The 13,202-nt window shown below is 40.0% G+C and carries 10 protein-coding genes, 1 rRNA gene and 7 pseudogenes; 9 read left to right on the top strand and 9 right to left on the bottom strand.

Annotation, left to right across the window (positions count from 1 at the left end; translation table 11 throughout):
* Nucleotides 1–126 precede the first annotated feature (126 nt).
* Both LC653_RS40785 and LC653_RS46585 read right to left on the bottom strand, forming a co-directional pair.
* Nucleotides 127–276: pseudogene (locus LC653_RS40785) on the bottom strand (Uma2 family endonuclease); the annotation flags it as partial.
* A gap of 314 nt (nt 277–590) precedes the next feature.
* Nucleotides 591–716, bottom strand: coding sequence for a hypothetical protein (locus LC653_RS46585; protein ID WP_267923405.1), 126 nt, complete (start codon nt 714–716; stop codon nt 591–593).
* A gap of 152 nt (nt 717–868) precedes the next feature.
* Here LC653_RS46585 and LC653_RS40780 point away from each other — a divergent pair, with 152 nt between their 5' ends.
* Nucleotides 869–2,197 carry a hypothetical protein gene (locus LC653_RS40780; RefSeq protein ID WP_229500999.1) on the top strand — a complete coding sequence of 443 codons (1,329 nt, stop codon included), beginning with the start codon at nt 869–871 and terminating at the stop codon, nt 2,195–2,197.
* A gap of 144 nt (nt 2,198–2,341) precedes the next feature.
* Here LC653_RS40780 and LC653_RS40775 read toward each other — a convergent pair whose 3' ends face one another.
* From LC653_RS40775 to LC653_RS40760, 4 genes and pseudogenes are all read right to left on the bottom strand, one after another.
* Nucleotides 2,342–2,779: a response regulator gene (locus tag LC653_RS40775; protein ID WP_229500998.1), complete on the bottom strand. Its 438-nt coding sequence runs from the start codon at nt 2,777–2,779 to the stop codon at nt 2,342–2,344.
* A 242-nt stretch (nt 2,780–3,021) separates the two neighbouring features.
* Nucleotides 3,022–4,410: a DUF3370 domain-containing protein gene (locus LC653_RS40770; protein ID WP_229500997.1), complete on the bottom strand. Its 1,389-nt coding sequence runs from the start codon at nt 4,408–4,410 to the stop codon at nt 3,022–3,024.
* 31 nt (nt 4,411–4,441) lie between these two features.
* Nucleotides 4,442–4,684: a hypothetical protein gene (locus LC653_RS40765; RefSeq protein ID WP_229500996.1), complete on the bottom strand. Its 243-nt coding sequence runs from the start codon at nt 4,682–4,684 to the stop codon at nt 4,442–4,444.
* A gap of 202 nt (nt 4,685–4,886) precedes the next feature.
* Nucleotides 4,887–5,120, bottom strand: a pseudogene (locus LC653_RS40760) (peptidase C15); the annotation flags it as partial.
* Nucleotides 5,121–5,178: 58 nt separating this feature from the next.
* Between LC653_RS40760 and hisH the strand changes: the two are divergent.
* Nucleotides 5,179–5,814, top strand: coding sequence for an imidazole glycerol phosphate synthase subunit HisH (hisH, locus tag LC653_RS40755; protein WP_229500995.1), 636 nt, complete (start codon nt 5,179–5,181; stop codon nt 5,812–5,814).
* A gap of 115 nt (nt 5,815–5,929) precedes the next feature.
* Nucleotides 5,930–6,475: a 16S rRNA (guanine(966)-N(2))-methyltransferase RsmD gene (gene rsmD, locus LC653_RS40750; RefSeq protein ID WP_229500994.1), complete on the top strand. Its 546-nt coding sequence runs from the start codon at nt 5,930–5,932 to the stop codon at nt 6,473–6,475.
* 131 nt (nt 6,476–6,606) lie between these two features.
* On the opposite strand, the gene petG is transcribed toward rsmD, so the two are convergent.
* Nucleotides 6,607–6,720 (bottom strand): cytochrome b6-f complex subunit V, encoded by a 114-nt coding sequence (petG, locus tag LC653_RS40745; protein ID WP_229500993.1) that lies wholly within the window; start codon nt 6,718–6,720, stop codon nt 6,607–6,609.
* Nucleotides 6,721–6,930: 210 nt separating this feature from the next.
* Here petG and LC653_RS40740 point away from each other — a divergent pair, with 210 nt between their 5' ends.
* From LC653_RS40740 to LC653_RS40720, 5 genes and pseudogenes are all read left to right on the top strand, one after another.
* Nucleotides 6,931–7,305: a c-type cytochrome gene (locus LC653_RS40740; RefSeq protein ID WP_104908556.1), complete on the top strand. Its 375-nt coding sequence runs from the start codon at nt 6,931–6,933 to the stop codon at nt 7,303–7,305.
* A gap of 633 nt (nt 7,306–7,938) precedes the next feature.
* Nucleotides 7,939–8,736, top strand: a complete 798-nt coding sequence (locus LC653_RS40735) for a peptidylprolyl isomerase (RefSeq protein ID WP_229500992.1) — start codon at nt 7,939–7,941, stop codon at nt 8,734–8,736.
* Nucleotides 8,737–8,996: 260 nt separating this feature from the next.
* Nucleotides 8,997–9,318: pseudogene (locus LC653_RS48105) on the top strand (transposase); the annotation flags it as partial.
* A 430-nt stretch (nt 9,319–9,748) separates the two neighbouring features.
* A pseudogene (locus LC653_RS40725) lies at nt 9,749–10,763 on the top strand (IS701 family transposase).
* Nucleotides 10,764–10,903: 140 nt separating this feature from the next.
* Nucleotides 10,904–11,332: pseudogene (locus LC653_RS40720) on the top strand (helix-turn-helix domain-containing protein); the annotation flags it as partial.
* Nucleotides 11,333–11,350: 18 nt separating this feature from the next.
* Here LC653_RS40720 and LC653_RS40715 read toward each other — a convergent pair.
* Nucleotides 11,351–11,914: pseudogene (locus LC653_RS40715) on the bottom strand (ISL3 family transposase).
* A 230-nt stretch (nt 11,915–12,144) separates the two neighbouring features.
* On the opposite strand from LC653_RS40715, the pseudogene LC653_RS40710 reads away from it, so the two are divergent.
* Nucleotides 12,145–12,866 (top strand): annotated as a pseudogene (locus LC653_RS40710) (IS630 family transposase); the annotation flags it as partial.
* A 230-nt stretch (nt 12,867–13,096) separates the two neighbouring features.
* Here the strand turns inward: LC653_RS40710 and rrf are convergent.
* Nucleotides 13,097–13,202, bottom strand: a 5S ribosomal RNA gene (gene rrf / locus LC653_RS48100); the annotation flags it as partial.

Below are 13,202 nucleotides of genomic sequence, written 5' to 3'. Positions count from 1 at the left end.
ACCGTCGCACTAAGATTTCCGGTGCACAATGGAAGCGAGACAATGTACCTCAAGTTCTAGCCCATCGTTGTGCCTACCTCAATGGATTATTGTCGGTTTGAGCCACTTTAAAAACTGAGATGCTCCCGAAATATAAGCCTGACAACCACTCCCGCGCAAATGATTTCTCAGCATAGCAAACAGATTTCCGCTAATAATTACATGGGTATTACTTGCTCCTGCCATTGCATAAACCTGTCCCTGTCTATATTCATGCTTGATAGGACTGGTTTCAATACGGTTCGGTTAAGGCAAGAGACGCGATAAATCGCCGTCAAGACAAAGGACTGATTATTGTCAGGACTTACGCACAAGGAATGGAAAATCGTAGACGCTGCATCGGCTTGCCGCAGGCTACTACAGAGAAGCCAGTGCGCCCTTGCGGTTAAGAGACTTGAAGCAACTGGCGCGACGCAGAGAAGCCAGTGCGCCCTTGCGGTTAAGAGACTTGTTCGCGCAGCGTCTCCCCTTGGGAGAAGCAACTGGCGCGACACGGAGGAATAAGAGTTTGAGAGTTTTTTTGCGTAAGTCCTAATTGTAAAGACGGCGATTTATCGCGTCTTTGCGATTAGCGGCGTGTCATCAAAAAACCTTATCCGAACCGTATTGGGACTGGTTTCTTCTCCTTTGAGATAGTCTTCTGGGGAAATATAGCTAGAATTTGGAGTTGCAACCATCTATAATGACCTTGTGTGATGCCTTGTATCTAGTTTAAAAGAAGCTTGACGGCTAAATCCCCTAAACACGTCACCATAAATCTAGCAGTAGCTAGATGCTGCAATTCTCTCAAACGCTATAATCTACATCTGTTGCACCGAGAGATTAACTTGTGGATGTCATATTAGAACGATCGCACCAATTAAAACAAGCCTTAGTTGATTTTGTTCTTGATGCTGAAGGCGAACTGGCACAAGCACTGGAAACTTATGCAGCAGAACAGTTGCGCTGTGGAAATGGGGATAGTACACAGCAGGACTTAATCATCGATAGCTTTCTGACAGCCGGGAAAGTCGGTGATAAATCTCCATTGGAGTTGTTTATCGAAAGCCATCCAGATTTAGAAGAAAGCGATCGCAACCTGATCAACAGCTGGCATCATAGTTTTATTGGCTTATTTGCCATTACAAACATCTTATCTGATGGCTTTGAATTGACGAACTGGTTGACAGATAAACACTACATCGTCAAGCCAAATAATACTCAAACATTACAGGCAATATCTCGATTGAAAGTAGGAGAAATTTTACTAACTCGCATTTCTCCTGTTACCGATAGCTACTGGATGTTTTCTGGCCCATACACAATAATGGGGAAATTAGGTAAACCAAAACTTGCTGTAGCAATTGGTAATTTCAAAGAAAACTATAAAAGTAATCTTTACAGCGATGCTCCAGACTTGCTAGAAGAAGCTTGGCAGTCAGTAGGACAGTATCATCAGCAGTTTGTGGACTTTTTTGGCACTGATGAAATCACACTACCTGGATACCAGCTTAATAAAAAAATAGCTGAATTCCAAGAATTAATCACTGAAAAACGCTTTGCAGAAGCAGGAATTGATACTTCTAAATCTTTGGCTGAAGTAGCAAAAGCAGCTGGCATTGGAGACGATGAGATAAAAGCAGCAGCAGAAGAATTTGGTGCTGATTCCAACGTAGTTTCTCAGATGTTTAACAGCAAAACCAGTAATAGCAAAATGGTTATGCCAAAGGTTGATTTGCCTCCTGAACTCAAGAAAGCAGAACAGGTAACGGCTCTTTCTCATCCTCGTTGGGGACAAATTTTTTTACCAACATATAGTAAAATACAAGTAATTTTATCGGCAGAGGACTGGCAAAGTGTTCAAGGGGCTGAAAAACTAGTTCGCTACTACCTTGAAGATAAAAGTATTAATGCTTTTATTTGGCATCGATTAGCGCAACAGTATCCAAGTAAATTAGAAAATGTGTTGCAAACAGTTCTGCAACGTCCAGAGTTTCGTCTTGAAAGCGACTTAGACGCACTTTTGCAAGAATTCAATAAACCTATTGAGCCAGAGTTACCAGAAATTGCTAGCGTCCCTATACATTTACACAATTTATTTCAAGAAGCTTTAGGAGAAGTTAACAAATCCAAGCCTAAGAGCAAAGGGCAAAAAAAGCCAGCAAAGGGTTTTCAATAAAGTTAACAAATATATCCAACATCTCACCCTACCCACTTAGGGTTTGGTTTTCAAGGTAGAGTCATTTGTAGGAGCGTACAGTTAGCTGTACCTCCCAGCGCCTATTAGAAAAAATCAGTGTCAAAAACGACCGAGTATTTATATTTAAAGATCGGTAGATAGCAGGTGAACAATCTCACCTACGATTTCCTCTGGACTCTCAAGCTTGACTAAAAATCGATTAAAGCCAGCATTCAAAGCCTTATGACTTGAGACTTCCCGTGTATAAGAAGTGATAGCGATCGCAGGCAACTGTCTTATAGATGAGCAAGAATGCACTCGAATTTGCTCAATTAACCAATTTCCATCATGATCGGGCAACTTCACATTGCACAGCAGAATATCGGGATGAAGCGATTCTACCAAGGCAAGGGCTGCTTCTGCATCGGTTAAAGCGATCACCTCTGCACCTGCTGCTTCCAAAACGAAGGTGAGCAAATCTGCAATATCTGGCTCATCCTCTACCAGTAAAATCAGGGTTCCAACAAGCGGCTGGAGCGAATTTAACTCAGTTTCTTGATTGATTTTTTGATCTGTTGTCATGCCGTCCCTTTATTGCCCGCTATAGTCTGCTATTTCTATTGCAATGCATGGAGCGGAATAAGTATTCACTCTAAATACACAAATTTGGGGTGAAAAGCACTTTTATACAGTTAAATTTCTTAACATTTTCTTTAATATTTTTAGGTTTTGGTGATGGCGTTTTTGTAGTATTCACAAAGTTGACTAATATTTTTTGGTAATAGGTAGCTGGAGAAAAGCTATTACCCATTACCCATAACTCATTACCGAGGTTCAGCTTGAGTTGAAACTGTTAATACTTGTGGTGGAGTAGCATCTGGCGGATAGAGAAAGTCAACTTCTACTAAAGAGCGATCGCCTGCTTTCATATTTAATAAAACTAAGGGTTCCCCTGGTTGACCTCTCTTTTGCACTAAATGCACAAACTGAGTCTGCGGCTGATTTTGCTCATCTTTGTAACGTACCCGAACTGTCCCTCGGAAGAATACTTGACGGGCTGGTGTACTAAGAAAGCGTAACCCCGGTTTTCCTAATTGATCCTCCTTGAGTGGTGTTTGTATCGACACACTAACAATTTGAGGACTTTGAGTATTGTTGTATAGCGGCAACTTGAGATTATATTGAATCCCATAGTTCCCATGAGCGCGATATGCGGTGTCAGGATAGCGCACCAGCATAGTAGCACTTTGAATTTGACCAGTTCCTAATGTCCCGCCATGCAGGCTACTCAGAGGGTAGGAAAACATTTGACCAGGCTGGGGAATAGTCAAATACCTGGCTTTAGGATTATCTACTAATAAAGCTCTCCATCGTGAACCACCAGCCACTCCAGCAACACGCCCATAAATTCTTGGTTTGCCAGTTTCCTCTAAGGGAGTGGGCGCTTTATCCCGTGGCCCAGCCAAATCACCATTATCTAGTAAATTTTGCCACTCTTCTAAAGTAGGCGTTCGCTCACTGCCATCAGGATTAACCCGTGCAAACATGGCTAGGCTAGCTGCATAGACAGTGCCATTACTTTGCAGTCGGATCAATGTAGACCGACCATTGAGGGGTGGTGTCAGTCCCTGCACAGGAATTGGCAGATTGAGTAACATTCGACTTTGCCCTGCTGGAATCTCAATTTGGGCAGGAAAAATCTCTTGTCGCCGTCCCCTTAGTACATCAGACATGACGCGATCGCCTGGGCCGGCAAAAATTGTACCCAAAAGATTTTGGCTAAAGGATGGTAGCTCAATAAATGGTGCATCCGGTTGACTCAAATAACTCGCCGCCTGCCAAATATTCACCTTCACTGGTTCAGAACTAGGATTGTGCAAAATTATCCCTAGATACAGCGATGTCTCCGACGGGCTACGCCTACGCAAATTCTCTGCTGGTTCAGCTTTAGCAATATGGTGGGCAAAAATATCAAATCGTCCTCGAAAGGGAAAATTCAGATGCGCCCTTGGCACTTTTTTGCCATCTGGTGGAAACGTAGAGAGTAAAATTCCTTCTTTCAAAACCAATTCTGGACTATTGCTGTTAAACGTTGGTACTGTATCCAATTGGTCTGGTAAAGGACGCACTTCTTGTGGTTGTACGACTTCTTCAGGTGGTGGCGTGGCAGGAGTTAATTGAGCAATTGGGAAAATTAGTAACAATGGCAACATACACTTAGATATTTCTTTCACCATACAGACATTAACAACTTGATGAAAGTGCCAGTTTGTTAATAATTAATACGGAATCTGCAAGAATCCCCATCAAATTTTCTTGATTGAGAACCGGAACGTGGGCAAAGATACAACGTACCGTGAGTTGCCTTTGGCTTAAGTACTCTCTGTGAGACACTACGCGAACACAGACAAATTTACCGCAGTCGTGCCTAATCTCAATTGCTGTTGCTCCCGCCACTAATTTTTCTAAATCAACTGCTCTGTGCAAAACAATTTCTCCATAGTTAAGTAGAGCAGCGTAAATAATTAAAGGTTTGTAGTGTTCGCGCAGCGTCTCGTAGAGAGGACTTTAGTCCTCAAATGAGGGCTGAAGCTGTGACTACAAAATAATCTCAAGATTTTTTACATTACTTAATCTAATTTGATTTATTCTCGCCTAGCTACTTAGCAACTGCTTCCACACTTAATTATGTACGCCTTGCAGCCATGCCACAACAGACGATGTAATCAGGTTGAATTGCATTGATTTTTTTCATTACCTGAGTACTGGCAAGTTGCACATCTACGGGTAACTGGCGTAAAAAACTTAAGTCATCTGATATCAGATCAAGTTTGGTAACTTCAAGTAAGAAATCATCAGAAGAATTCGACTGTTGATCTTTTAGCCAAATGTCAAAAGAAGTTAATAGAATTCTTTTCTTCATAACAAATATTATTTAGAATAGAAAAACCCTCCATAATAAATTTACAAGGAGCAGGTGAATGCCAGTAATTGCGGTCGTAGATTACGAGATGGGAAATTTGCACTCAGTCTGCAAAGGCTTGGAAAAAGCTGGAGCAACTCCTAATGTTACTTATTCTCCAAAGGAATTACAGCAGGCAGATGCAATAGTTCTGCCGGGAGTGGGAGCATTTGATCCAGCAGTCCAACACCTGCGATCGCGTGGTTTGGAACAACCTATTAAAGAAGCGATCGCATCTGGTAAACCTTTCTTAGGAATTTGTTTAGGATTGCAAATTCTTTTTGAATCAAGTGCAGAAGGTACCCAACCAGGACTAGGAATTATCAAAGGAAAAGTGCGGCGGTTTCGCTCAGAACCTGACATCACTATTCCTCACATGGGTTGGAATCAGCTGGAAGTGACTCAACCAAAAAGTATTTTGTGGGAGCATTTACCGTCCGATCCTTGGGTGTATTTTGTCCATTCCTACTATGTTGACCCAATAGACCCGCTAATCCGTGCAGCAACCATCACTCACGGTACTCAAACCGTCACAGCTGCGATCTCTCACGAAAACCTGATGGCAGTCCAATTTCACCCCGAAAAATCCTCTAATATCGGATTGCAAATTTTATCTAATTTTGTTGCTCAAGTCCGCGAAAAAATTCCTGCCTAATACTATTTTTGTCATTTGTTCTTTGTCCTTTGTCTAAAACTAATACTTCGGCTTCTCTACGAGACGCTAGGCGAACGCTCAGTACAAGTGACTAATGACCAATGACTAATAACCAATGAGCCTGAGAATTTACGGAAATCGCCAGCTAAAAACTTTACCAGGAAAAGAAACTAGACCCACCAGTGGGCGGGTAAGGGAGGCAGTGTTTAATATTTGGCAGGGAGAAATTGCAGGTTGTCGCTGGCTAGATTTGTGCGCCGGTACTGGTTCAATGGGCGCAGAGGCTTTGTGTAGAGGAGCCAGCCTAGTAGTGGGAATTGAACAATCGAGCCGAGCCTGTGCCACCATCCAACAAAATTGGCAGCAGGTAGCGAATGCCGAGCAAGAACTTCGGGTATTGCGGGGAGATATTGTCCAACAGTTAAAGACTTTATCAGGCAAGCAATTCGATAGAATTTACTTTGATCCACCTTATGCAAGTGGATTGTACCAGCCAGTATTAGAAGCGATCGCTCAATATCAACTTTTAGATCCTAGCGGTGAAATCGCAGTTGAACACGCCTCACAAGGTTGGACACCGCCAGAGATTCCCGCTTGGGAAATTTGCCGCGAGAAAGTTTATGGCAACACATCACTTATTTTCTACAGAATTGTGCAATGAGAAAAGAGGGGGCAGACAAAGGAGCAGGAGGATAAAATTCTACTTTGTCCCCCTCATCCCCCTCATTTTCCCACTCAAAACTCAGCACAGGCTAAAACACATAGCTATCCGCTAACAAAACTCAGCAGTGCTTACCCCCCCAACTGACTGGGGCGCTTATACTGCTTATAGGCAGCGTAAAACAGTCCGGCGAGGGTGACGAAAACTAGACCAAGGACAATACCTGATAGTAGGGGTTCAACCACTGTAAATCTCCTCTTTGAAATTATTAAATATTCGTTGCCTGTTTTTGATTTTACCAAATTTCGTATGAATCCTGCGCCCTACAGCCTTTTTGAAGGGCGACTGCCCACAAGAAAATAGTCTTCTGTGCTTGCAGACACAATCAAGAACTTTTAAGCTATGTGTAGGAAATGAAAACTTTTTAGCACACCTAGATTTTCACAGCAAACCTTTTGGATAACCAGATTACCAAACCTGAAATTTTGATTCAGCGGATCGTTTTATTGACGCTGGCTATACTGCTAGCAGTCCCTTTGGGCTTTTTTGGTGTTCAGTTGGTTCAAGCCTCCGATCCATACGTCAAGAGTGTTCTATCCTTAACAGGAAACCCAGTTCAAGGACACGCGATCTTTCAAATTAACTGTGCTGGTTGTCATGGCTTGGAAGCAGACGGGCGAGTAGGGCCCAGTTTGCAAGCTGTCTCAAAGCACAAGTCTCGATATGGACTGATTCGCCAGGTGATCAGTGGGGAAACCCCGCCAATGCCCAAATTCCAACCTAGTGCCCAAGAAATGGCGGATCTTTTAAATTACTTAGAGTCGTTGTAAACGTTAAAATTTTTGGTTGCAGGATACATAGTAGGACTTTTGGATAGAGGTATAGTGAGCGTAGGCGCAGCCCTTCGTAGACATCGCTCTACCAAAAAGATAATGGGAAAAGTCAGATTAAAATGAGACTCGCTATAGAGTGAGTATTTCTGGTTAACTAAAACACCTTTGTTAGGAGAAGGTTATCTCAAAGCACCCTAGCTCAGTCTGATAACAACGCCCTTCTAAGTTGCAGTGGCGAGAAGTGTCATTAGTCATTTGACCGAGAGCATCCCAAATCTGTAAAAACATAATTTGTCATTGCGTACTCCTTTGGAGAACCCGCAGGGTACGTAACGCAGTGAAGCAAAGCAATCGCAATTAACTGGTAACTATTTTGGTAAAATTGCAAAATTGGGATGCTCCCATTTGATCTTTGTCCTTTTTTTTCACATCTGGTCGTATTTACGTAGAATCTTTGATAAAAACTCATATAAACTGTATATTTTAAAGTATGTTAAAGCCACTATTTAATTATTACGAAAGTGAAGTTAGCGTACCTAACTCGGTAAAATTAAGACAAAAGCTCCCAGTGAGTGGGCTACGGTTTAGCTTCTTTGACAGACCAGATATTCTTAAGATGCCCGAAAGCTAATGACTGAAGCGATCCAAATCGGTAATCGTACAATCACAGCTAGTGAACTGATTTCCTTACTGGCAAGTTACCAAATGCTGCCACATTTGCAGCGCGAATTGATTATTGATGAGGCAATAGAGCAAAACTCACGCTCCGCCAAGGTAGCAATAGAGTGTACACCTGAGGAAGTAGCCCAAGCTAAACAGCAGTTTTACGCTGAAAAACAGTTCAAAAATGAAGAAGACATCCAGGCTTGGATGGCACATCAAGGGCTGACTCCCGAACAACTAGAAGTTATTATCACTCGTAAGCTTAAAATTGAAAAATTCAAGCAAGCTACTTGGGGTAATAAACTAGAATCCTACTTTTTTCAGTCCAAGACAAAACTAGATAAAGTAATTTATTCTCTACTGCGAACCCAGGATGTGGGAATTGCTCAAGAACTTTACTTCCGCATTCAGGCAAAAGAAAACTCTTTTGCTGACTTGGCGCGTGAATATTCACTCGGGCCAGAAGCCCAAACAGGAGGCTTAGTAGGCCCGATTGAACTGAATGCACTACATCCGGTAATGGTGCAAATGCTATCTAGCAGTCAACCAGGTCAGATATTGCCCCCTACCCGCATCGCCGACTGGTTCGTGATTTTGCGGTTGGAAAAATTTATCCCCGCACAACTGGATGAATTTATGAAAGTGCGCCTGCTGAATGAACTCTTTGAAACCTGGCTACAAGAACAGCAAAAGCAAATCATGTCTGCACCACGATCAGAGGCGGGGACGAGACAACAGGGAGAGGGTGATCAACCTTTAACCTAAATATGGGAACTGACTGCCATACTTGGCTTCAAAACCGAAGGTAGCGATCGCTCTTTTAGGTTTCCAGGCTGGACGAGCGATCATTTTTGATGTTTGGTAAAATGTTTGGAGACCGAGGATATATAGCGGTTCTCAATTGCATGAAATAAAGACCTAACAAGAACAGCCCCTTAAGAGCTAGCGTTGGGGAGTAAGACTCAAAGCCTCTCTCCTTTTAAGAGCTAGCGTTGCAAAGAGGTTAAAGTGTATTGCATCCAAACGAGAAGCGCTATATTTCGCAAAAATTATTTGAGGAGTTATACGAGCGAGGTTTAGAGTTAGTTACAAAATCCAAAAATAAGATGAAAAACCGTTTGGTTTAACTGATTGATAAAATTATTTTACGCAAACGGGCGGTAATTGAGTCGGTCAATGACTATCTCAAAAACATGTGTCAAATTGAACACTAAAGGACGCCGTAGTGTTTTTAACTTCTAGGTCAATCTGATGGCTGGTTTGGCTGCTTACACCTATTTGCCCAAAAAAGCGTCGATTGACATTTATCCAAAAGATTTGCCTGTACTACCTCCTGCCGTTTTTTAGTTCTGTCGAACTGACGTTAACTAAAGACATCTGGTTTTATCTAGCAGACTTTGGTGGTGCCCCTCGTAATTTGGGATTTGACTGAAAATCAACAGTCGGCTTAAAACTTTCTCATTTATTGAGTGAATATACTGATCTAATAGAATTGCAACAGGATGAGTCCTCTGAAATTCCTGTCACGCTTGCAAGCTTGGTTGAAGAAGCATCGCAAGTTAACGTAAATAGCGAAATACACTTGTTACACCAATACCAATAGGACTTACGCAACTGGCACAGCGCGATCGCCATCTAATAGTACAAAAGTATTATCAAGATGGAATTTCAGTGATTGGCTCTTGCTTGAATTACTAATAGTAATCAATTGTGCAAAGTTGTCTGAGAAATTTTATGAGAGAATTAATAGAGGGTGGATCAAAAAAGTCGTATAGCGATGAAATTTACTAAACTTAACTATTGCCAATACTTACTGAGTAGTCAAATTAATTATACTCTGACAAATTTGGCAGAGCATTTAGAACAGATTAGCCACGATCAAATCAATCGCTATCTCAAGATTGATTTGTTAACACCACGTTTACTTTGGGATAATGTCAAAGATGTCATTGAAATAAATGCTCATGCATATCTAGTTTTCGATGACACAGTAATTGATAAACGATATGCTAAAGAAATAGAGACAAGTAAACGACAATATAGTGGCAACGAGCATGGTGTAATCCAAGGGATTGGATTAATAAATTGTATATATGTCAATCATGAAACCGGAAATTTTTGGGTAGTTGACTATCGAATTTATGACCCAGATAGTGATGGTAAAACAAAAATAGAGCATGTAACAGAAATGATGCAGAACCTTGTATATCACAAGAATTTGCCATTTAAAGCTGTCTTAATGGATAGTTGGTATGTGACAAATAAATTAATGTTATATATTGATGGTTTAGGCAAATATTATTATTGCCCTCTGAAACGTAATCGACTTGTTGATGATACGGGAGATCGAGAAAATTATAAAAGAATTGAATTGTTATCTTGGGATGAAGAGGAGCTAAAATCAGGTAAAATAGTTAAAATAAAAAAGTTTCCAGGTGCAAAAAAAGTGAAACTGTTCCGGGTCACTGTCTCCACCAACAGAACGGATTTTATCGCTACAAACGATTTATCTCAAGATTCTACGGACGTTGTACAAAAAGTGTGTAAAGTTCGATGGAAGGTTGAGTTCTGTTCATAGAGAATTAAAACAATTGACTGGTATTGAATCATGCCAATATCGCAAAGGTCGTATTCAAAGAAATCATATTGCTTGCGCTATTTTAGTTTGGCTTCGGCTCAAAAATTTAGCTTATAAAAGTGGTCAAACAATTTATCAAATTAAGTATGGATTATTGTCAAATTATTTAGTTAAGCAGCTAAAACGTCCGGATATTGCCATGTCTATCGTTTAGTTGTTAGGCGCTCGGCGAGAATGCAAGCGCTATCACTTGTGCCAGTTGCGTAAGTCCTAACCAACTTGACGAGGTATAAGCTGTTACGCAGCTTGATTGTATAATATGAGATTAAGTAATTAATTTATTATCAGCCACCTATGCCAGCAAAAAACCATCTTTCTAAAGAGCAGAAGGAACGGTTACTAAAAACGCTAAAAGAGCATGAAAATCCCTACGTAAGAGAAAAGATTCTGATTTTATTATTAATGAATGATGGAAAGACGTATCAAGAGATTAGTAAGTTTTTAGACGTTGCATATCCAACAGTAGCATATTGGGCAGTTCACGGCGATCCAGATAACTTAGAAAGTTTTTTAGATGGAAGAAGAGAAGGTAACTTCCGCAAAGTTACCAAAGAATACGAGAATTTATTATTAGAAATAATTGAAAAAGAACCAGTAGAGTATGGATATGAATTTGGCCGTTGGACAGCAGCAAGACTAGCCACATACCTTGGAGAGATAACAGGAATTAAGTTAAGTGGTTCGCAAGTTGGGAGAATATTAGAGCGAAAAAAGTGGTTCTTCAGTACTTGGTATGCTAAACTAATAAATAAAATGCCAATTTAATAAGCATCTAGCTCGGAAATTTTCAAAGCTTCTAAATTCATATCCAGAACGTTTAATCAGTTTAAGTTTGTTATTAATTCCTTCAACCATCCCACTATTTGTCCCATTATCAAAGTAAGCAATAATTTCATCAAACCAACGAATAATAGTATTATTGCTATTGGGAAAATATTTTTTAGCTCTCGATAACCACATACCTAGTTTAAATACTCCCGTATACCAATCATTTGTCTTATTAAAAATTTTTCTAATCTTTTCTTTTAGTTCATGCATTACTTTTAAAACAGGAGATACATTTTTAACTTGGATAAGTTTATGCACTTGCTCCTCATTTAAGTTGTCTTCATTCTTAAGCAGGGATATTTACTATTTTTCAATCCTAATAATATTTCTTCGTATTCAGCTTTTTGTGCTGTTAGTTTTGCTTTTTTATATTATTTCTTCTATATTTCGTTTTTCTCTTTTTCTTTGTGTATCTAATTCCTTATTCACCTGTGTCATTACATGAAATCTATCTGCTACTACTTGAGCATTCGGCATTAATTCTGTTACTAATGTTTTATACCCACGCCACAAATCTATACGTACTTATTTTATTTGCTATAAAAGCTCACACCCCCATTCTAAAAGGGTTTTCTTGATTTACAGCTAACAACAAATATTCATTATGTGTCAATTATCACAGTGCTTTTAGTAATTTTTTAATACAATTTTTAATATTATTTTACGTTTCTAGCTAATAATTTGGCATAGTAAGTACTGAAGAACCAAAAAAGTATGTTTACCTTTGGGCAAAATACAGCCTAGAGGACAAACAGAATCCGGAAACACGTAAGGCATTTAAAGAAAAATTATCAGAATACTTAAGAATAACAAAGGAAGCTCCAGAGCGTTTACAGGTATGGTTTTGGGATGAGAGTGGATTTAGTTTAAGAGTGATAAGAAGAAAAAATTGGGGTAAAAAAGGTACAAGAAAACAAATCACAGGGCTTTGAAGTTGAGGAAGAGCGGAGCCGGAGACGCTCCGCCTCCGGTAAATATTATGGGAGGGTTACGCGTTATCACGACAAGAGGAGAATGAATTTTGTGATTAAAAAAGGAAATGCAGATGTATTTTATGAGCAGCTGAAATCTTTAAATAATTTTCTCATTCCTTGAATGGATAGAGCAAGGAAATCCAACTGAGACTTTCAAGAAATGTTCGGCGAAAATAGTGATTATTCTAGATAATGCAAGCTTTCATAAAAGAAAAGATATTTTAGCTCATATTAAGACAGAAATGCCAAATATTATCCGGGAATTTCTACCACCTTATAGTCCAGATTATAATTTAATTGAATTGGTTTGGCATTCAGCAAAAGAATATATAGCTCATAGATTATTCGAGTCTGTATCACAGCTAGAAGACTTGTTAAATAAATTGCTAAATGAAGGAGGTCTTATTATTAAATGGGAGCGCAAGATTAAAAATAAAGGTAATGCTGTTTATTAAATTTAGCTGCGTATCAGCTTAGCTTTTGCACTCCTCACTTCTTACGACTTTATCCTTGAAGCCTTATTTAGCGTAGCTTCATAAAGAATTGGTATAAGTTCTGCAATAATAAATGAAAACGATCTGCAACGTGAATGGATAAGTCATAGCGATTTATCCAATACTAAATTCATGATAAACAAAAGCCCCAAGCTCTGATATGAGCTTGGGGCTTTAGTTAGAAAAATGAATCCTGGCATCGAGCTATTTTTGCGTAGGGCTACCCCTAAACTATCGTGGCCGCAGCAGCGTTTCACCTCTGAGTTCGGGAAGGGTTCAGTGTGGTTCCACCGCGCA

It is taken from the genome of Nostoc mirabile CHAB5784 (assembly GCF_020829645.1).
GTDB lineage: Bacteria > Cyanobacteriota > Cyanobacteriia > Cyanobacteriales > Nostocaceae > Nostoc > Nostoc mirabile.
The sequence above is the reverse complement of the archived record's forward strand: the minus strand, read 5'-3'. Positions and strand labels throughout refer to the sequence as shown.

Bases quoted from the DNA above. Each gene is read 5' to 3' on its own strand.
- LC653_RS46585 (WP_267923405.1), bottom strand. From the start codon at position 716: ATGGTTGCAACTCCAAATTCTAGCTATATTTCCCCAGAAGACTATCTC.
- LC653_RS40775 (WP_229500998.1), bottom strand. From the start codon at position 2,779: ATGACAACAGATCAAAAAATCAATCAAGAAACTGAGTTAAATTCGCTC.
- LC653_RS40770 (WP_229500997.1), bottom strand. From the start codon at position 4,410: ATGTTGCCATTGTTACTAATTTTCCCAATTGCTCAATTAACTCCTGCC.
- hisH (WP_229500995.1), top strand. From the start codon at position 5,179: ATGCCAGTAATTGCGGTCGTAGATTACGAGATGGGAAATTTGCACTCA.
- rsmD (WP_229500994.1), top strand. From the start codon at position 5,930: ATGAGCCTGAGAATTTACGGAAATCGCCAGCTAAAAACTTTACCAGGA.
- LC653_RS40735 (WP_229500992.1), top strand. From the start codon at position 7,939: ATGACTGAAGCGATCCAAATCGGTAATCGTACAATCACAGCTAGTGAA.